The organism is Streptomyces sp. F001 (genome assembly GCF_004187715.1).
Classification (GTDB): domain Bacteria; phylum Actinomycetota; class Actinomycetes; order Streptomycetales; family Streptomycetaceae; genus Streptomyces; species Streptomyces flavusporus.
Genome location: NZ_QZWF01000001.1, coordinates 1,049,331 through 1,069,002 on the forward strand (window position 1 = coordinate 1,049,331; position 19,672 = coordinate 1,069,002).

Here is a 19,672-nt window from a genome sequence, read left to right on the forward strand (position 1 = left end):
GTCTTCTATCGCTTCGAGAGCACGGTCAACTGGCCCTCGTTGATGGTCACTTCGCGGCCGCGCAGAACGATCTCGGCGCCCGCGCCGGTCGCGATGACCACGGCCTCCTCGGTGATACGGATGTAGGCGCCGCCCTTGGCCCGGAGCAGGATCCCCTCGTCGGTTCCGGGCGTGTCACTCATGACGAGCTTGTGCGCCAGGGGCGTCTGGACGACGACCGGCTTGTTCGCCGCGTTCGCCCGGAGCTCGCGGCGCGCGTCGGGCGGCAGTTCCTCGGCGGCACCCCACCAGCACCCGGTCCACACCGGGAAGCTCGGGTCGCCCTGTTCGAACTCCACCCACACTCCGGTGCCGGGCGGCGGTACGACGAACTGTCCCGACTCGGGTCCGGTGAACGGCAGGCAGGGCAGCGCCCACGTCGACGGCTCGCCGCCGAGGACGTCCGGGACCTCGACGGTGATCCGGCCGATGCGCAGCGGGTCGTCGTTGTCGACGACCCGGCCGCGGTACTTGCCGAGGTAGCGATTGCTGGGTGCCGCCATGGGGAACTGCTCCTGCTGGTCTCTGGGTGGTTACGGCCGGACGTGGGTGCTGCGGGCTTCCAGGCCCTCGCGGGAGAGGGTGAAGTTCTGCTGGAACGAGCCCGGGCGCAGGTTGTGCGTCACGGACTTGACGTAGTAGTCGCCGTCGTACGCCCGTCCCGCGCCGCGTACGCCGACGAGCCGGCGCGGCTGGAGGAGGTAGCCGTGCCGGTTGACATCGAGGGAGCCGGAACCGGAGACGACGTCGGCGGAGGTCGCGGCGCGGGCGAGCAGCTCGGCCTCGGCCTGCCCGCGTTGCTGCTTGGCGGTGCCGGACAGGGTGCGGCGCTTGAGGGCCGGGGTGGGCCGCTTGCCGAGAGGCGGGCGCAGCGGGCTGATCGGCGGCTGCGGGAGGAGGGTGGACAGCCGGGTGTCCGGGTCCTGCCAGCGGGCCTGCGGCTCCTCGCGGGCGGTGCCGTCGTAGGCGAAGGTCAGCTGGTCGACGGTGGAGTTGGCGTCCATGTTGACGTTGAGGGCGTGCTGGCGGATGCCGAGGCGGACCTCCGGACCCCAACGGGCGGAGGACTGGCCGGGGTGGGGCCCTGGCTCCAGGTAGAAGGTGTAGCCGTTGGCGCGGGCGAGCTCGGTGACGTACTGGAGGTCGGTGCCGGTCTGGTAGTGCACGCGGAGGTCCTGGTGCGGGGGCTGGGCCACCGTCTCCGTGTAGACGTCGGGGCGGATGCCGTAGTCGGAGTAGCGGCGCAGGATGGCCAGCACCCGCTCGGAGGGCCGCAGGTTGGGGTAGCGGGTGGTCCGCTCCTCCAGGTCCATGAGGAGGGTGAGGTCCTCGCCGGTGACGGTGAGGGTCGAGTGGCCGGGCTGGTTGCTGGCGCCGACCTCGTGCCGTACGACCAGGCCGTCGAAGAGCACGTCGGAGGTGCCCCTGACGGTGACGGTGACGATGAGGCGGGTCTTCGGGTCGAAGAAGCCCTCGGGCAGCAGCCGCCGGCTGATGAGGCCGTTCTTGGTGAGGTCGAAGGCCAGCTGGAAGCCGCTGCGCTCACCGGCGGTGGCGGTGATCTGGGCGGACAGCAGGGCCTCGGTGACCTCGACGGGGACGGGCCGGGCGAGCTTGGGCCCCATGAGGAGCGTGATGTGCACGGGGCCCTGCCCCACGGGCAGATCAAACACGCCGGTCCCCCCGGGGGAAGCCGCCCGCGAGCGGCACGTCGATGGTCCGGCCCGCCTCGTCGGTCAACTCGCGTGGATCCAGTACGGGGTTGGCGTCGGCGATCTGCCACCACTGGGCGGGGTCTCCGTAGTACCGCTGCCCGAGCAGATCGGGGCGGTCGCCGGCGGCGACGGTGTGCTCCTGGGTGTCGCCGCCGTCCAGTGGTGGCAGCAACCGCCGCTTGATGTACCGGACTTCGGTCCCGTCGGGCCCGCGGTGGATCCCGATCTCGGCATCGTGGTAGCGGCTGGTGCGCGGGTACGGGTGGGCGCCCGGTATCGCGTCCAGTGCGCTCTCGTACGGCTCGATGTCGGCCATGGTGTGCTGCTCAGCCCCTTCCGATCACAGCGTTGGTTCCGGTGAGTCCGAGCGAGCCCGCACTGCCGCCGCGCGCCGCTGCAGCGAGGCGCTCCTTCTGCGCGAGGTGCGCCATGTACAGGTCGGCGCCGCGGTGGCCGACGGGCAGGTCGCTGACGGTGAGGATCTTCATGCCGATGCTCAGTGAGGCGCGGATCGGATTGAGGTTCACGTCGAAGGCGGACTCGTTGACGGAGAGCTCGGTGAGCCGCACGGGCATGACCCGTTTGCTTCCCCACGTGAACAGCGTCAGCGGCATCTCGATCGGGCTGATCTCGATGGTGCCCTTCTGCGACAGCCTGCTCGCGGCGCGGAGTTGGGCGACGGTCGGCTGCACCAGCATTTCGAGGGTCGCGAGCTGCGGGTGGATGCCGTCGGGCGCGGCGATCTCGAACTGGTCGGTGGCGTCGATTTCTGCCGTGAACTTCCAGGTCTCCTGGGCGGGGCCCTTGAGCCGGAGGGCCTCATTGCGGTCCCCGCTCCCGGTCCCGCCGCCTCCGGCGTCGCCGCTGTCGCCGGCGGACTGGGGGGCGACGCTGCGCTCCAGGGTGTCCGGGTTGAACTGCAGCACGATGATCCGCTGGGGAGTGCCGGTGTCGGGGTTGACTACGACTATTCCGGAGCGGATGGGTTTGGGGATGTCGGCGTAGCGGGTCAATGGACCTCACCTCTCGGAAACAGGACGATCATGGTGGCGCCGACTATCTGAGCCGTGCGGCCAGACGACGCCGGAGTGGCTGGTAGTCGTATCCGGGAAAAAGTTCGGGAAACACCGTCAGCATGTCGCTGAGCCGCCTACCGGTCTCCCCGAAGTCATCACCCCGCAACGACACGTCCGTGAAGAGGTACTGCCAACCGAAGGTGCCTTTCGTCACACGCAGCGTTTCCATGTAGCCGCGGTAGTCCAGGTCCAGCTTCCAGGCCCCTCGCCGACCGTGATCGAACCAGATCTCGGGGTTTGTCACGCCGGGTAGTACGCGTACGGCGGCCAGCGTTCCCACACCGCTGTCCGGTGTGCCGTCGATGGTCCGGAGCTGGTACATGAGATGCGGGTCGTCGATCGGTGACTCCCTCCAGCCCAGTTCCGGCGGCGCCTGCTCGATCTCCAATTGGACACTCGCGATGTGGAACTCGCCCGAAATGAAGGGGTACTCCTCCGTGGTCCGCCAGGAACTGCCTATTCCACCGAACCGTGTGTACGTCTCATGGAAGGACGCGTCGAGGTGGATATCGTAGTCCTCGGCGATCTCGCTCATGGCCGCCGACGCATCGCCCAGAGTGTCGTCGATCGGGTCGTTGTACTCCTTGTACACATGGATCGCCGGAGAGTTCCTCAACTCTGCGAGGACACCCAGCCACAGGTTTTCCTGGGGAGTGAGAGAAGTCATTCCTGGTTCCGTTCCGTAGGTGCGCATTGCTCAGTTTCCGAAGGTGAGCTTGCCACCAGCCTTCCTGATCAGCTCGACCACCTTTTGCCGCTCCTGGTGGTTCCTGCCGCTCTGCGCACCGTTGGTTCCGAGGTCCTCCCCGGATTCCAGCGCGGCCGCCAGTTCCGTCGCGTTGTTGAACTTCTGTCCGTTCGCCTTCCGTTTCCTGGCCAGCATCACGATGACCTGGGAGAAGTAGTCCGAGATTTCGGGCAGTACCTCTTGCAGCTGACCTTGGGTGGTCTTGTTCACATTCACCTTGCGGCGCCTGGCCGAAGTGCTCAGATCAACCGGCTCGGGCTTTTCGAAGGATCCGGGCCAATTGTCGATCTCGTCGTCTCGCTTCCAGTGCCCTCCCTCGGCCTTGTAGCTGCCCCAGTGCACATGGACGGACTTCGGGAATCCGGGATAACCAGCGTGGTACTCGATCTTCCTGACGTCGTACCAGACCATCTTCTGCAAATTGGCCGGCAGTTTGTGATTGCCCAGAGACTTCCCGTCGTCTCCTGTCTTTCCGACGGCCAGTGCCGCAGGGTGCTCGACCTTTTCCACATCCTTGTTCTCTGATTTCCTGGCGGGCACCAGGTTCGAGGTGGTGGCGTGGCCGCCGAGCCGCGCGGGCAGCATGTGCATACGGACCCAGTTGGACTTCCGGGCATCGACGGTCAGTTTGTCCCAGCCCAGGGGCGAGACTTTCTGCCGCTCGCCCATGTCGGTGCCCTTCGGCGTGTCCTGCTGGATGTAGTGAGCTCTGAACTCGGCTGCCAGCGGACCGTCCGCGAAGGGCGGAAGGATCGTCGGCGGCAAGGGGGGTACGTCCGCGACCGACCCCCTGGCCTCGAGCAGTTCGGCCAGCTCTTCCATGTGCTGCTTGAGCCTGTTCAGCTCCCGTTCGAAGGCCGCGTCACCTGCCTTTCCGACGAACACAGGGGTGCCGTAGTCAGGCAGTTTGCTGGACCGGTCCTCACGCACGGAGTTCGGGAGGCTGTCCTGTGCGCTCTCCACCACGTCGTACTGGGCCCTGGCCGCTTTGAGCGCCCGCTCCTGTTCGGCGAAGCGATCGGGGTCGGACTCCCTGAGCAGGTCGTTCTCCTTGGCCCAGCCGCCGAAGAATTTGCTCATGGCCTGGGGAGTGCTCCGGACGGTCAGATCGGCCCTCCGGCCCTTGCCGTTGAACAGCAGGGTGTGCAGCTCTCCGTCGTCCGTGCGGAAACGCACCGTGGGAAGGTCGTAGTCCTTCCTGCCCTCCGGCTCCGGCTGCCGGCCCCGGTCCCGCGTCCCGTCCCGGTCCCTGTCCCGGTCCCGTGTCCGGTCCCTCTCCTGCCGGCGCCGCCACTGGTCGCGCAGTCGCCGCAGCCGGTCGTTCAGCCTGTCGCCGACCTTGCGCCGGGCCTTGCCGAAGAGCTTGCCGACGGCGCGGCGGGCCCTGTGGACAGCCGACTTGACGGTCTGGCGGGCGCGCCGGACGCGGTTGCCGGGGCGGCGGTCCTTGTCACGATCCCGGCCGGTGTCCCGGCGGCGGTCGTCGGCGCGCTTGTCGTCGGGGCGACGGTCGTCCGTGCGGCGCCTGTCCCCCGCACGGCGCCTGTCGTCCTGGCGGCGGGAGTCGTCCCTACGCCTGTCGCCGGGGCGACCCCGCCCGGGGCCGCGACTGTCCGTACGCCCTGTGTCGGGGCGGCGGCGCGACGGGGCGTCGGGGCCGTCGTCCTTGTCGGTGCGCGTGCGCCGCTCCGCGTCCCGTATCCGCCTGCGGGCCGCGTTCACATCGCGGCCCTCCTCGCGGCGCCGCTCGTCGTCGCGGCGCTTCTTCGGGCGGGTGGTGTGCGAGGGGCGCTTCTTCTCCGGGGCGGAGCGCTTGCCGGGGCGTGGCCTCGTCGGTGGGCGGGACTTGTTGTCCGTGGATGGCTTGCGCGGCGTCGGACGGTCGTCGTCGCGGTCGGTCGGGCGGGCCGGGTCCGGTGACCGGTCGTTGGTCGTGGGTGCGGGTTCCTGGTCCTTGGGCTTGCCCGGAGCGTTCGGCTGTGCGGGCGGTGCGTCGGAGCCGTCCGGCTTGTCCTTCTTCTTGCGGAGGTTCTTCAGCATGTCGCCGAGCTTGTCGGCCACCTTGCCCATGAACCTGCCGACGCCCTCGATCAGGAACTCGTAGATCAGCTCGAGCAGGGCGACGACACCGGCCGCCACCGCCTTCGCGAAGGGCAGGGCGCCGTTGCCGCTCTTGACCGACTTCAGGAAGTCCATGAACAGGCCGAAGGCGGCGAGGATCTCGCTCAGCGCGCCCCATGCCGTCTTCAGGGCGTCGATGATCGCCATGACCCAGCCGGCCCCGGGGATCAGCTTCGCGACGACCTTCTCCACGACCAGCACACCGATGATGACCGGGAGTTGGGGCAGCGCCTCGTCCCACGCCATCTGAGCCATCTGCTCGACGGTCACCCCGCCGGAGACCAGCTCCTGGAAGTCCTCCATCGGGATGCCGATGACCTCCTGGACCTTCTGGTTGAACCAGGCCTTCACCGCGCTGGTGACCTCGTTGAAGAGGTGCTCCCTGGCACCGGTGTCCGCGGCGGCCCCCGCCTTGCTGATCCAGTCGCCGGGGTCGGAGACGATGTCGTTGAAGATGGCGGCCCATTCACCGAGGCCCTCCACCACGGCGGCGCCGAACTCCAGCGCACCGACGGTGGCGGTCTCGGCGACCTCGACGGCCGCCAGCATCCCGGTCTCCAGGACGTCGAGCCCCGCGAGCAGCGCCCCGCACAGGCCGTCGAGCAGCTTCCCCGCGATCTCCTTGAGCCCGTCCGCGATCTGGTTGACCTTGTCCACGGCCCAGTCGCGCGCACCGTCGATGGTGTTGCGCCACTTGTCGCGCATCGCCGGGTAGTCGGCGAGGAGTTCGTCACCGAGGGCGATCAGCGCGTCCGCGAACTTGTTGATCTTGTCGATCACCCAGTTGCGGGCGTCGTCGATGAGCTTGAAGACCTGCTGCTTGAACTTGTCGATGAGGTCGGTGACGATCTGCCGCGCCTTCTCGAAGACGCTCTTGATGGCGTTCTTGAGCTCCTCGAAGAACTGCTTCAGCTTCTCGATGGCTTCTTCGAGCCAGTTGTCGGCGTCGTCCTTGCCCTCCTCCTGCTTCTTCTCGGCCTCCTTCTCGGCGTTGGTCTGCTCGTCGGTGATCTTCTTGTTGTCGTCCTGGGTCCGCTTGTCGACGTCCTTGTCGGTCTGCTCTTCCTTCTCCTTGACGTCCTTGCGGACCTCGTCGTACTTCCTGCCCTTCTTGCCGTCGATCTCCGCGGTCTTGTCGTCCTGCTCCTTGCGCCACTTGTCGCGGGAGTCGGCGATGTCGGAGCGGCCCTTGTCCCGGGCGTCGGCCTGCTGTCTGCTGCTTCTGTCGACCTCGCGCTTGAGGTCCTGATCGTGCTTCTGCCGGTCCGCCTGGGCCTTGTCGTCCTTGGCCCTGCGCTCCTGCGTCATCTTCTGGCGGCCCTCGGTGAAGCCGGCCTGGATCTGCGGACCGCGGTCGTGCTCGGCCACGGCGGACGCGGACTCGATCGGCACCCCGCCGCCGGACATCGTGCGCCCGGCACCCTTGGCGTTCCTGCCGTTGCCGCCGGGCACCTTGCCGGTCAGGGTCTCCTTGGGCACGTCCGGGTAGATCTGGTCCTCGCCCATGGGGCGGGCCGCGTCCTCCCGGCCGGAGCGGTGCAGCTCCGCCTTCCGCTCGTCGAGCTTCTGGCCCTGCTCGTCGGTGCGCTGGGGGTCCGAGTCGTTCTCCAGCGGCAGCCGCGGTGCGTCGCCCACCTTGGCGTTCTGCAGGCCCTCGTCCTTCGTCGGGAGCCCGAGGATCGAGTCGATCAGGTCGTCGAGGGGCAGGATCTCCTTCAGGAGCTTGCCGAAGAGCTGGGCGCCGATGGTGACGGCGATGTCCCACCAGCTCGGCTCGGGCACGTTCGCGCCCGGTACCTCACCTTCCGGTTTCTGCTCGCCGGTGATCTCGGGCGTTTTGCCCGGTGCGGCCTCGGTACGGGCCACCTTGGCGTTGGTGTACGTGCCCGGGGCCGCCGGCGTCGGACCGCCCGGCACCGTCCGCGGGGAGCCGGACGGGCGCTGCTCCTTCGGCGGCGCCTTGCGCAGCGCCGTACGCTCCTTGTCGACCGAACGGCCGACCGCACCGTTCACGCCCCTGAGCGTGTCCAGCATCTGATGCGGCTTCAGGCCTGCGGCCGTCGCGAGTCCCGCCTCGGGCGTGGCGTTCGAGACGTCCGGTGCGGCGGCTTCCTTCTTGGGCTTCGCCGGGGCGGATGCGCCTGCGCGTCCGCCGCCGGCCCGCGTCGGCGCGGGAGCCGAGGACGAGCGACCACCGCCGCCCCCGCCGCGGCGGGCGTTGCGGGCGGCCTGCCGTGCGGTCTGCCGTTTGCTGCCCGACGGCTTGGACCGGGCGGCGGATCCACCGCCGCCGGAACCCGAAGTGCCGGACGTCTTGGGGGTGTTGGTCTTCGCCTCCGAGGCGGACAGGGGTGAGGGGCCGATGCCCGGCGCCAGTTGCGGAGCGGAGCCGGGCCCCGGTGTGGAGACCTTGTCCGGGCCGGTTTCCGGTCCGGGGGAGGTGGCGTGGCCGTTGCCCTCGGTGATGCCCTGGGCGTCGGGGGTCGGGGTCGGCTTGGTGCCGGGAGTACTGCTCTGACCGGTGCCGCTGCCAGTGCCGCTGCCGCCCGCCGTGTCCTCGCCCTTGTCTGCCGGCTTGGCGGACCCCTTGTCCGCTCCGGCGCTCGGCTCCGTCTCGCTCTTCGCGGGGGCACCCGCCGCCTGCGATCCCTGCTTCGCGGTGCCTTCGGCCTGGCCGCCGCCGTCCGCCGGCCTACCGGACGCCTGGGACGAACCGGCGTCCTGGGTACGGGCGTCCTCGTCCGCCTTGGCGAGCCGCTCGGGCCCGGCCGGCTCACCGGGCGGCGGGGTCGCGCCGGCTCCCGCCCCATCGGCGGTGCGGGCCTCCTCGTCCCGTCGGCGGGCCTCGGCGTCCTCCGCACGCTGCTCCGCCTGCACCTTGTCGCCGATGCCTCCGGCGGAGTCCGCCGAGGCCGTCGTGGTGAGCCCGGACGCATCGTTCCCGGTGCCGGTCACCCCGCCGGCTCCGTCCGGCCCGAGGTCCTGCTCTGCGGACGCGCCGGTGAACAGGTCCTGGTCGGTGAGTCCCTGGGGCTCGTCGTCCGCCCCCGAACGTGCGGGAGCGTCCTGCGGTGCGTCCGCCACCTCTTCCGGTGCCGGTCCGGCATCCGTGGACGGAAGGGAAGGCCGGGAGGCGTTGCCCTTCTTCCGCTCCTCGACGATGCCCGGGTTCTTCGCCGCCTCCGTGTAGCCGACGAGGTCGATGTCGGGGACGGGCTCGTTGCCGCGGGCCGCGGGCGTGTCCTCGTCGGCGCCCGGCTCCTGCTCCGCGGGCTCCGAGTCCAGCCCCAACGGCTCGTCGTCCGCGTCCTGTTCGTTCTCCGGGTCGCCCGCCGAGCGGGTCGGGCCGCTGTCGCCGCCGGTCCGGGGCTTCTCGCCGGGCTCGGCGCCGCTCCGGTCGACGGGCGCCGGGGCGGCCGCGGTGTTCGCGGAGACCGCCGGGCCCTCGTCCTGGCGCGTCTGCTGCTCGCCCGCCTGCCGCTCCGGCTCCTGCGGGGCCTCCTCCTGACGTCCGGCCTCTTCCCGCTCCTCCTCGGCGGCGGCGTCGTCCTTCTTCGCCTCGTCCTGCTGCGCGCCGTCGTCCTCGGCCTTGCGCTGCTCGTCCTGCGCGGAAGCGTTCCGGTCCTCGCGGGCAGCGGTGTCCTTGTCCTCCTGCCCGGACTCCGACCGGTCCTGCTCCCGTGCCCCGGCCTCCTCCTGGTCCTGCGCAGCGGCCTCTTCGGAGGACGTACCCCCCTTCCCGCCGCCGACCGCTCCCTCACCGGGCTCACCGGGCTTCTCCTGCTCGCCCTCCCCGCCGGCTTCCGGCCGCTCGCGCGCGTCCGGGCGTTCCCCGGCGGTCTCGTCGCGCCGGCGCTCCTCGGCGACCTCGTCCGCCGCCCCGGGCACGGCCGAGGGCGCCGCCGCCGCGTCCAGCGGCAGCGGCCCCGTCTGTTCCGCCTCCTCGACGAGGTCCAGCACCCGGTCGAGTACGGGCGCGGGCAGCCGTATCTCCAGCCGGTCGAGGACGAGGTCCTGCACCTGCGGTGCCAGCCGTGCCAGCTGGAGCCGGACCCGGCCCGACCGGTCCTCCGGGTCGCCGCGCAGGGAGCGCAGGACTCCGTTCGCAACGCGATCGACCAGGGTCGCCGGGTCCAGCTCCTCCATGCGGCGCCGGTCGGCGTTCACGGTCGCGTACCGCAGCCATCCCGGCGTGGCCTGCCCCGGCTCGATCTGCGGAGCGGGCTCCTCGTCCCGTACGAGGTCCTGGGCCGCCCCCTCCGCCTCCCGCTCGATCGGCTGGTGCGGCAGGCTCACCGCGCCGAGGTCACGGCCGACGCGCAACGTGCCCAGGCCGTGCGGGTTCTGGACGGTGTGCAGGAGCTCGTGGGCGAGCAGGCGCCGGCCGTCCGCCGTGCCGGGGCGGAAGGTGCCCTCGCGGAAGAAGATGTCCTGTCCGACCGCGACGGCGTCCGCGCCGAGCAGTTCCGTCAGCTGTCCGGCGTCGCGGCCGGTGTGCAGCCGTACGCGTCCGAGGTCGTGGCCGAGCCGCTCCTCCAGCTCCCGCCGGACGCCGGGGTCGAGGGGCTGGCCCGCGCCGCTGACGATGTCCTTCGGCTCCGGTGTACGGGACTTGGCGGCACGCTCCCTGCGCTTGCGGCGGCGCTGTTCGGCCGCCTGCTCGGAACGGGCGTCCTGGCTCTGCGTGTTGCTCACCGGGTCACCTCCCCATGGCCGCTGAGCCCTTCGTGCACGGCGCGCGCCAGCTCCTGCCCGAGCCGCCGTGCGGACAGACCGGCGGGCAGGGGCGGCAGTCCGGACAGGGCGTCCACAGTCAGCGGCCCACCCGTCGCCAGCGGTACGCCATGGGTCCGGATCAGGCGGGTGAGCTCACGCTCGAACGCGGCTGAGACCCGCTCCGGGTCCACCCGGAAGCCGCTGAGGGCCAGTTCGCCCACATCCACCCGGATCTCACGCGGGGTCACACCCATCCGCGCACCTCCGTCGGCGTCAGGGACCGCTCGAGCTTCAGGTACTCGGTGCGGGCCGCCGCGAGCATGTGCCGCATCTGCAGCCGGTCGCCCTCCTCGGCGGCGAGGAACGCTCCGGACAGGGCGATGTTGCGGATCGAGCCGCCCGCGACGGTGAGCTGGGCGAGCAGCTCGCAGTCGATGTCCTTGACCGGGGCCTGCGGCGGCAGAACGCGGCGCCAGATCTCGGCTCGTTCGTGTTCGGCCGGGAAGGGAAAGTCGACGACGAAGCGGATGCGGCGCAGGAAGGCGGTGTCGAGGGCCTTCTTCATGTTGGTGGTGAGGATGGCGAGGCCGCGGTAGGCCTCCATCCGCATGAGCAGATAGCTGACCTCGAGGTTGGCGTACCGGTCGTGGCTGTCCTTGACCTCGCTGCGCTTGCCGAACAGCGCGTCGGCCTCGTCGAAGAGAAGCAGCGCGCCGCCGCGCTCGGCGGCGTCGAAGACCCGGCGGAGGTTCTTCTCGGTCTCGCCGATGTACTTGCTGACCACCTGGGAGAGGTCGACGACGAAGAGGTCGAGGCCGAGTTCCTTCGCCATGACCTCGGCGGCCAGCGTCTTGCCGGTGCCGGAGCCGCCCGCGAACAGCGCGGTCACGCCGAGTCCGCGGCGCAGCGTGCCGGCGAAGCCCCACTCCTGGTGGACGGTCGGCCGCTGCCGTACATGGGCGACGATCTCGCGGAGCACGCCGACCTGCCGCTCGTGCAGCACCAGATCGTCCCAGCCGGCCTGCGGTTCGATTCGCCGGCCCAGCTCGTCCATGCCGATCCGGGCCTCGGCCAGCCCGGCCCGCCAGGCGAGTCGGGCCGCGGCCGGCTCGTCCTCGGTGGGCAGGTCACGGCGTACGGTGGCGGCCGCGGACCGTACGACATGCGGCGGCAGCTGGAACTGGGCCACGAGCGACCGGAGTTCGAGCTCGTCCAGGTCGATGTCCGCGAACGCGTCGGCCCACAGGGCGAGTTGTTCGTCGTCGTCGAGCCGGGGCACGCTCACGCGGACGCCGTGCGGCCGGTCGGAACGCAGCGGGTCCTCGCTCGACACCACCATGGGTACGGCCGCCTGGGCCAGGAACGCCTCGGTCGCCGCCCGCTGGTCGCGGTCGAGTTCGCCCACCTCGACGAGCAGCGCGGCGGGCAGCAGGATCGCCTCGCGCTGCCAGAGCCGGGCGAGCCGGTCCCGTTCGGCGGGGTCGGTGGGCAGGTCCTCGGCGCTGATCGCGTAGAGGCCGAGCCCGGAGCGGGCGGCCGCGGCGGCGGCTATGTCGGCCCGGCTGCGCAGGTCCCCGCCGGTCAGCTCGACCAGCAGGGGCGCATCAGGACTCGCTCCCGCCGTCCAGCCCGCGGCGACCCGGTTCGCGGCCAGGTCGTACGAGGATGGCAGCCGGTCCGGCACCGGGGTGCGCCGCAGCCGGCCGTGCAGCCGGGCGTCCAGGTAGGGCGAGCCCAGCAGGAAGTGCAGGATGCGTTCGTCGAGCCGCAGCCGGGAGGTGGTAAGTCGGGACTCGTCGTCGAGCTCGACGATCCGCCAGCGCCGCAGCGGGGCGACGGGGGTGAGCGCGCTCCAGTGCGGCTCGGCGAGGGCTGCCAGGGCGAGCGAGAAGGTGGGGTACGCCCGCTCCGGGTCACCGCTCGCGGCGGCGCACCGGGCGGCCGTCGTGGGGTCCAGGTCCTGGGCGGCGGTGAGCAGGACGAGGTCGCGTTCGAACGGGGTGAGTCCGAAGCAGGTGATGAGGGCGTCGAGGGGGCGGCGGGCTGTCGTACGGGAGCGGGGGCAGCGTCGGGCTCGGATTCCGTCCGCTGGGCGCCCGGCTCGGCGGCGCGTGCCGCGTGGGCGTCGACGCGGGCCAGGACGCGCCCGATCTCCGCGATCAGCGTCGTGCCGCTGTCCCGCTCGCCGGCCGCGTTCGGCTCGTGTGCACCCATGTCCTCACCTGCCCCCGTCGCGCTCATCCCGTGTCACTTCTCCGTGTTCTCGCCCGCGCCGTCCGAGTTCCGTGGGCCGGGGCGGGCCGGCCGAGGAGTGCGGGAGGTCGTCCTACGGGTGCGCGCCGACGTCTTGGCGACGGCCTTCGCGGCCTTCTTGGCGACAGGCTTCTCGGTCTTCTTGGCGACGGCCGGTGCTTCGTCCTTCGCATCCTCCGTCCCCGGAACAGGGCCTGACGGCTCGTCATTGCTCCGCTCCCTCCCCGGAGGGACCGGCGCGCCCGGCGCCCCGAACGGCAGCACCCGCACATCCGTCCGTTCGACCGGCTTCCGCGGCACCGGCGTCTCACGCCCGTCGATGAAGACCAGCGCCGCCTGATAGACGACCGACAGTGCGTACGGCGTCTGGTGGAGCATCCCCCACAGCTTCGACGTCTCGTCGACGTCCATCGCCGTCGGCGTGAACCGCACCCGCTGCGCCGCCTCGACGAGGTCGCTGCCCGCCAAGTACGGCTTCTCACCGGCGAGTTCGATGACATCCTTCGGCAGGATCGGTGTCTCGTGCAGGGTGCGCACCACGGAGCCGATCAGGCGCTGCCCGACGAGTTCCGTCTCGTCGCCGTAGGCGCTGATCAGGTAGTGCAGGTCGAGTGCGGCGGCGGGCCGTTTGACCAGCGTGCCGTCGGCGGTGCGGGTGGGCAGGTCGTTGTTGCGCTGTGAGGTGTTGGGCGTGACCTGGTAGAGGAAGACCGAGATGGTGGGCTGCTCGACGGACGGGTCGGCCGGTGGCTTGCGCGGTTCGACCTTCACCGCCATGTCGGTCTCGGGTCCGATGTGGGACTCGATGAGCAGGGCGAGGGCCTGGGTCACATGGGCGATGGCAAGTGCGTTGCTCATGGCGTGAGTTCCTCGGTCCCTGTCGTCCTGATGCTTCCTGTGCGGCTCATTCACGCCCCCGGGCCAGGTACTCCGCGAGGCTCACCGTCGCGCCCGGCCGCTCGGTCCCGGGCGTCCGCTGCCGAGCGCCGCCGGACGGCGACGGTGCCGCGGTCACCTCGAGCCGCCCGATCTGCACCTGCACCACCTGCTCGGGCGCCCGCGCCGACCGGCGGGCCGCGGCCTGCCGTACGGCCTCGCGTGCCGCCACCGTGTCCGCCGCCCTGGGCCGTGGGGCGGCCGGCGCGGCGGGGGAAGCGGCGTCCGTACCCGGGGGGATGGGTACGGACGCCGCGGTCGGGGCGGCGCGCTCCGGGCGGCCCGGCGTACGCCGCCCGGCATCCGGGACCGGCCGGGGGCCCGGCACGACCGGCGCCACCGGGCGCAGCAGCGGCGCCTCTGCCACGGCCGGTGGCGCGGGGGGCTGCGCCGGGTCGGCGGGCGGTCGTTCGGTGCGTACGACGGTCCGCTCGCGTTCCGTGTGCAGCCGTGCCGCGCGGGCGGCCAAAGCCGCACGTGGGGTGTCCGTGCGGGGTGCGGCGGACGGCGTCGAAGAGGGCCACACCGGCTCGGCGTCCTCGCCCGCGTTCCGCGCCCGTACCGCCTCGATCCGTTCGAACGGGCCGGGCAGCCGAGGCCGGACCCGCACCACATCCGGGCGCGGGCCGGTGGCGGCCGGCGTGTGCCGGGCGATCAGCCGGTCGAGGAAGTCGGGCACCTCGGAGCCGGGCGTGGACTCAGACATCGGCGCACATCTCCAGGTAGTAGCGGCGCCGCAGCGGGCTGAGCGCCAGGATCTCCGGCTCGCTCCAGCCGTACGCGGTGGCGAGCAGATGGACGTCGAGGAGCAGGTCCCTCGCCCAGGAGTCGAGTTCGGTCCACAGGTACGAGGCGATGTCCAGCTCGGCCCGGGTGGCCCGCCCGCACTCGGGGCAGGCCACGTTGAGCGTCACGTCGGCCCCCGGGTCGGCGGCCTCCACCGCCTCGGCGATCCGGCGCTGCACGGGTGCGGGCAGGGCGTCGGCGGTGACTGCCGCCCCGTCGTGCACCGCCGAGACGAGGCAGCGCGCGAGCAGCGCCCCGCGCGGATCCACGTCCCGCGCCGCCGCGGTCAGGTCGCCGGCGCCGGGCAGCCGGAACTCGACCTCCCAGCCGTCGTGGGCGACCCGTACGAGCGTGTCACCGCGGACTCCGGCCGAGCGGGCGAACTCCCCGGCGTCCAGGTCGAACTCCATGTCCGCCCCGCACTGCGCGCAGTCGAGCCGCACCTGCATGCGCTCGCCGAACAGGGCTCGGCGCAGTGCGAACAGGTCCGCCTCGCGCTCACCCACCGGAAGGGCGGGCAGTGCCCGGGTGTCGAGGTCCGGGCGCGCGGTGCGGTGCAGCAGCAGCGCGCGCCCGGCGGACGCCTCGGCGAGTCCCGCCTCCCAGATGGCCAGCAGATCGGCCGCCCCAGCCATCAGCTCCCCCAACCTCCTTCAGTTCAGGCCGGGTTCAGGAACGAGGGCTCCTCCGGCTCGGGCACCTCGTAGTCCCGCTCCCAGCCCTCGCACTCGAGCTTCAGCGACTGTATGGCCACCGCGTTGGCGTTGGCGTCCAGCTCGCCCAGGACCTGGTACTCGCTGGGCCAGGTCCGGTACAGCTTGTGCGAGACGGCGACCTGGCCCGCCTCGTTGAGGACCTGGATGACGATGTCCTTGCGGAAGTCGGCGAGGGACACCTCGGCGCCGAGACCGGCCCCGACCTGCCAGACCTTGTTGGCCCAGCGGTCGAACTCGGGGTCGTGGGTGACCCCGCGCTCCAGGGTGATGCCCTCGAACTCCGAGCGGCCCGGCGACTTGCGCGGCGAGGAGGGGTCACCGCCGTGCCGGTGCTTGACGACCTCGGTGGTCCGCTTCAGGGGACTGATCTTGCTGATGCCCGCGACCGTACGACCGTCCCACAGGACCAGGAACTTGAAGTTCTTGTACGGGTCGAAACGATGGGCGTTGACCGTGAACTCAGCCATCGCAATTCCTCGGCATTCCTCGGTTTTCCATGAGCGCGATCAGAGCGCGAACTGCCCGGACGTCTGCTGGATCCTGACGATCACGAACTCGGCCGGCCGCACGGGCGCGATGCCCACCAGCACGTTCACGACGCCGTTTGCCACGTCCTCGTCCGTCGTCGTCTCGTGGTCGCACTTGACGAAGTAGGCCTCGCGCGGCGTGCTGCCCTTGAACGCGCCCTGACGGAAGAGCGTGTGCAGATACGAGGAGGCGCTCAGCCGGATCTGCTGCCACAGCGACTCGTCATTGGGCTCGAACACGACCCACTGCAGGCCGCGTTGCAGACTCTCCTCCACATGCAGCGCGAGCCGGCGCACGGGCACGTACTTCCACTCGCTGTCGAGCGCGTCGGAGCCGGCGAGGGTGCGCGCGCCCCACACCAGCGGGCCGGTCAGCGGGAAGGTGCGCAGGCAGTTGACGCCGAGCGGGTTGAGCAGCCCCGTCTCCCGGTCGGTCAGCTCGACGGTGAGCGAGTGCACGCCCGCGAGCCGCGCCTCGGTGCCCGCCGGCGCCTTCCACACACCGCGCTCGGAGTCGGTGCGGGCGAAGACCGCGGCGACCGCGCCGGACGGCGGGAAGGAGCGCAGCCGCCCGGTGAGCGGGTCGGTGAGCTGGAGGTGCGGGAAGTACAGGCCGGCGTGGTCACCGCGCACGGCGTCGAAGGCGGCGAGCCCCGCGCGGGCCGTGTCCACACTGACCCAGGTGCTCGGGGCGTCGACGAGCAGGAAGATCCGTCGCTCCTGGCACAGCCGCTGGGCCGCCGAGACGACGGTGAGCATGTCCTCGGTCTTCTCGTAGGAGGCCAGCTCGGGCAGCGCCAGCAGGTTGACGTCGGCGACGCCGCGCAGGGCCTGGATGCCGGTCTTGTCGGCCTCGGAGCCGATGAGGTCGCGCGGTCCGGGCGCCGCGCCGTCCTCGCCGCCGTCCAGCGGGAACACCGGCGGGTTGACGGAGGCCTCCAGGCCCAGGTCGTTGGCGCACTCGCCGAGGAAGCGGACGACGTCCTCGGGGTCGGTGGAACCGGCGACGACCTGGATACGCCGGCCGAAGGCGGTCACCTCGGCGCCGGCGAAGGCGTGCTTGCCCGGCGCGTCGGGCAGGGCGCGCAGCTTGCGCTCCAGCAACAGCGCCAACTCGGCGACACCGGACGGGGCTTCGCCGTCGCAGTCGGGGTCGTGGAGCCGGAACTCGCGCTCCACGTCGCCGATCTTGACGGTGAGGTCGACCTCCAGGTTCGGCAGCTCGTCCCCGAACGGCTTGGAGACGGTGCCGGACGGGTCGGGGCGGCCCTCGCCGACGGCGTCGACGCGGATGAGGCGCGAGCCCGCGTTGATCACCGTGGACGCGTAGCGGCCGTGCCCGGTGTCCATGGACAGGCCGGTGAAGCTCTCGCGGGTGTCGCCCTTGGCGTCGTACACCCGCAGGTTGAAGGTCTCGTCGGGGTGGGGCGTGTCGTAGTCGACGGCGACGCGCAGGCCGTTGCCCCAGACTCCGGGTTCCTTGGCGTGGACCTCGAGAACGCGGCTCTCGCTGTGGCCCTCGGTGGACTCCAGGACGACGCAGGCAGCCTTTCCGCTGCCGGCCTTGGCGACCCGGACGATCACGGCGACGCTGCCGCCGCCCGCGAAGAACTGGTGCACCGCGTAGGCGACGGCGCTCTGCGAGCTCAAGCCCCCGAAGCGGCGCTCGAACTCGGCGGAGCCGGTGACGCGCACCGGTTCGTTGAGCGGACCACGCCGGGTGTGACCGACGAACGCGGTCACCGACGTGGTCACGGCGGAGATGGTGCGGCTGCTGCTGGGAAGCTCTTCGACGTAGACGCCTGGATACGTCGGCCGGGCGGCGCTCACTGCATTCGTCGGCATTCCCCCTCCAATCCCTGTCTCGGGCACCGGACGAAGGCACCAAGAGATGACAGAGGAAGACTTTCCGGACCGGTGCGCCAGAACGCCACCCACACGGGCGACAGTGATCACGCGTACCGCATCAGTTCCCCCGTCAGCACCCCGGGCGGTCGGTCGCCCGGCCCAAGCGCACGCTTGTGACTCCTGATGCTCGAGTGCTCAACCCACCTTGGAGAGTGAGGAGTTGCTCTAGCAAGGCGTGTTCACGCCAGCCCTGGGGGAGGTTCGATGAAGGGCGGCGAACATGACTCGCACACGATGTGCGCGTGTCGGGGCGGGTGATCCACCGCTTCTGCACAGCCGGTGTTGCAGCAGAATGGAGCGCATGTCCCGACGCCCCGCCAGGCCCCGCCGGCCACACCCCTCCACCCCTTCGCACAACCCTTCGTGCCCTTGCGGTCTTGCGGAGACATACGAGATGTGCTGTGGCCGATTTCATCGGGGTACGGCCTCGGCGCCGACCGCCGAGGCGCTCATGCGGTCGCGCTACAGCGCTTTCGTGAAACGGGACGAGGGCTATCTGCTGCGGACCTGGCATCCACGGACGCGCCCGCCGCGGGTCGAGTTCGAGCCCGGTATGCGGTGGACCGGCCTGGAGATCCTCGACACCGGCGACGGGACCGCGTTCCACACGACCGGGACCGTGACCTTCCGGGCGTCGTTCAAGGGCGGGGCACTGCACGAGCGGAGCCGGTTCGAGCGGGTCGACGGGGCGTGGGTGTACGTCGACGGGGATTTCCTCGACTGAGGAGCGGCCGACTGCAGCGCGGCCGTCAGGGCGCCAGGATGTCCAGCTCCTGAAGCGCGCCCACCGCGATCTCCCGGGTCAGCTCCTCCGCGCGGGCGGCGTCGCGCTCCCGGACCGCCTCCGCGAGCTTGACGTGCAGGGTGACGGCGGCCGGGTCGGGATCCTCGAACATCACGTCGTGCTGGGTACGACCGGTCAGCACCTCGGCGACGACATCGCCCAGGCGGGCGAACATCTCGTTGCCGGAGGCGTTGAGGATCACCCGGTGGAAGGCGATGTCGTGGAAGAGGTAGCCCTCCAGCTGGTGACCGCGTGAGTGCGCGACCATGCCCAGGGCGCACTCGGTGAGCTCCTTGCACTGCTCGGCGGTGGCGTTCCTGGCGGCGAGCCCCGCGGCGACCGGTTCGACCGCCGAGCGCAGCACCGTGAGCGAGCGCAGCTGGTGGGGCCGGTCGGCGCCGGCCAGTCGCCAGCGGATGACCTGCGGGTCGTAGACGTTCCACTCCGACCTGGGGCGGACCGTGACGCCCACCCGGCGGCGGGACTCGACCAGGTGCATGGACTCGAGCACGCGGACCGCCTCGCGCATCACGGAGCGCGACACATCGAAGCGCTGGGCCAGCTCGTCGGTGCGCAGAACGCTGCCCGGCGGGTACTCACCCGCGGTGATCTCGGGGCCGAGGGTGTCCAGTACTTGGCCGTGCAGCCCCCGGCCCGGTGTGCTCATGCACTCAGCGTACGTGCCGGATCACGGGAACAAAAAGTCAGACTTATTTGTCACAGGCTCTTGAATTCGTCGTACCTAAAAGGTTTCATTTGGCCGACGTCGGAAGCGACGTCGTATGTCGAGGTAGACAGCGAGGCAGACATGCGTACCCCCCACGTCGTCGTGGTGATGGGCGTCGCCGGAACGGGCAAGACCACGATCGGTCCGCTGCTCGCCGCCCGGCTCGGCGTTCCCTATGCCGAGGGCGACGACTTCCACCCCCAGGCCAACATCGCCAAGATGTCGGCCGGTACCCCGCTCGACGACGACGACAGGTGGCCCTGGCTGGACGCCATCGGCGCCTGGGCGCACGGGCGGGCCGGGCTGGGCGGGGTGGTCAGCAGTTCGGCGCTGAAGCGGTCGTACCGCGACCGGCTCAGGGCCGCGGCCCCCGACATCGTGTTCGTGCACCTCACCGGCGACCGGGCCCTCATCGAGGACCGGATGGCGCACCGGCAGGGTCACTTCATGCCGACGGCCCTGCTGGACTCGCAGTTCGCCACGCTTCAGCCGCTCCAGCCGGACGAGACCGGAGTCGCCGTCGACGTCTCCGGCACGCCCGAAGAGATCACCGAGCGCGCCCTGGCCGCGCTGGACGGGCTGGAGCAGACGGCCCCGCAGACCTCGTAGAACTCCCGCAG

The 19,672-nt window shown here is 71.1% G+C and carries 16 protein-coding genes; 2 read left to right on the plus strand and 14 right to left on the minus strand.

Annotation, left to right across the window (positions count from 1 at the left end; translation table 11 throughout):
• Positions 1–5 precede the first annotated feature (5 nt).
• The 13 genes from StrepF001_RS04830 to StrepF001_RS04890 form a co-directional block, all read right to left on the minus strand.
• Positions 6–542: a phage baseplate assembly protein V gene (locus StrepF001_RS04830; protein ID WP_129797003.1), complete on the minus strand. Its 537-nt coding sequence runs from the start codon at positions 540–542 to the stop codon at positions 6–8.
• A 30-nt stretch (positions 543–572) separates the two neighbouring features.
• A complete protein-coding gene (locus StrepF001_RS04835) occupies positions 573–1,712 on the minus strand; it encodes a hypothetical protein (RefSeq protein WP_129797004.1) in 1,140 nt (379 codons plus the stop codon).
• Positions 1,705–2,070, minus strand: a complete 366-nt coding sequence (locus StrepF001_RS04840) for a hypothetical protein (protein ID WP_129797005.1) — start codon at positions 2,068–2,070, stop codon at positions 1,705–1,707. The genes StrepF001_RS04835 and StrepF001_RS04840 overlap by 8 nt, the downstream gene beginning before the upstream one ends.
• A 10-nt stretch (positions 2,071–2,080) precedes the next feature.
• Entirely contained in the window at positions 2,081–2,767 is a 687-nt protein-coding gene (locus StrepF001_RS04845; protein ID WP_129797006.1) for a hypothetical protein, read from the minus strand.
• A 43-nt stretch (positions 2,768–2,810) separates the two neighbouring features.
• Positions 2,811–3,524 carry a hypothetical protein gene (locus StrepF001_RS04850; RefSeq protein WP_129797007.1) on the minus strand — a complete coding sequence of 238 codons (714 nt, stop codon included), beginning with the start codon at positions 3,522–3,524 and terminating at the stop codon, positions 2,811–2,813.
• Positions 3,525–3,527: 3 nt separating this feature from the next.
• Positions 3,528–10,394 carry a DUF4157 domain-containing protein gene (locus StrepF001_RS04855; protein ID WP_129797008.1) on the minus strand — a complete coding sequence of 2,289 codons (6,867 nt, stop codon included), beginning with the start codon at positions 10,392–10,394 and terminating at the stop codon, positions 3,528–3,530.
• Entirely contained in the window at positions 10,391–10,669 is a 279-nt protein-coding gene (locus StrepF001_RS04860; protein WP_129797009.1) for a hypothetical protein, read from the minus strand. The genes StrepF001_RS04855 and StrepF001_RS04860 overlap by 4 nt, the downstream gene beginning before the upstream one ends.
• A complete protein-coding gene (locus tag StrepF001_RS04865; protein WP_240797284.1) occupies positions 10,660–12,099 on the minus strand; it encodes an AAA family ATPase in 1,440 nt (479 codons plus the stop codon). The genes StrepF001_RS04860 and StrepF001_RS04865 overlap by 10 nt, the downstream gene beginning before the upstream one ends.
• A gap of 563 nt (positions 12,100–12,662) precedes the next feature.
• Positions 12,663–13,526, minus strand: a complete 864-nt coding sequence (locus StrepF001_RS04870) for a DUF4255 domain-containing protein (RefSeq protein WP_129797010.1) — start codon at positions 13,524–13,526, stop codon at positions 12,663–12,665.
• A 46-nt stretch (positions 13,527–13,572) separates the two neighbouring features.
• A complete protein-coding gene (locus StrepF001_RS04875) occupies positions 13,573–14,310 on the minus strand; it encodes a hypothetical protein (protein WP_129797011.1) in 738 nt (245 codons plus the stop codon).
• Positions 14,303–15,025, minus strand: a complete 723-nt coding sequence (locus tag StrepF001_RS04880; protein WP_129797012.1) for a hypothetical protein — start codon at positions 15,023–15,025, stop codon at positions 14,303–14,305. Before StrepF001_RS04880 ends, StrepF001_RS04875 begins: the two co-directional genes overlap by 8 nt.
• A gap of 23 nt (positions 15,026–15,048) precedes the next feature.
• The gene (locus StrepF001_RS04885) at positions 15,049–15,573 is read right to left on the minus strand and encodes a phage tail protein (protein WP_121894385.1); all 525 of its coding nucleotides are present in this window, start codon (positions 15,571–15,573) and stop codon (positions 15,049–15,051) included.
• 39 nt (positions 15,574–15,612) lie between these two features.
• Positions 15,613–17,478 carry a phage tail sheath C-terminal domain-containing protein gene (locus StrepF001_RS04890; RefSeq protein ID WP_129797013.1) on the minus strand — a complete coding sequence of 622 codons (1,866 nt, stop codon included), beginning with the start codon at positions 17,476–17,478 and terminating at the stop codon, positions 15,613–15,615.
• Between the two features lie 364 nt (positions 17,479–17,842).
• On the opposite strand from StrepF001_RS04890, the gene StrepF001_RS04895 reads away from it, so the two are divergent.
• Positions 17,843–18,265, plus strand: a complete 423-nt coding sequence (locus StrepF001_RS04895) for a YchJ family metal-binding protein (protein WP_129797014.1) — start codon at positions 17,843–17,845, stop codon at positions 18,263–18,265.
• Between the two features lie 25 nt (positions 18,266–18,290).
• On the opposite strand, the gene StrepF001_RS04900 is transcribed toward StrepF001_RS04895, so the two are convergent.
• Positions 18,291–18,992, minus strand: coding sequence for a FadR/GntR family transcriptional regulator (locus tag StrepF001_RS04900; protein WP_129797015.1), 702 nt, complete (start codon positions 18,990–18,992; stop codon positions 18,291–18,293).
• Between the two features lie 141 nt (positions 18,993–19,133).
• Between StrepF001_RS04900 and StrepF001_RS04905 the strand changes: the two genes are divergently transcribed.
• Positions 19,134–19,661: a gluconokinase gene (locus StrepF001_RS04905; protein ID WP_129797016.1), complete on the plus strand. Its 528-nt coding sequence runs from the start codon at positions 19,134–19,136 to the stop codon at positions 19,659–19,661.
• Positions 19,662–19,672: the final 11 nt, after the last annotated feature.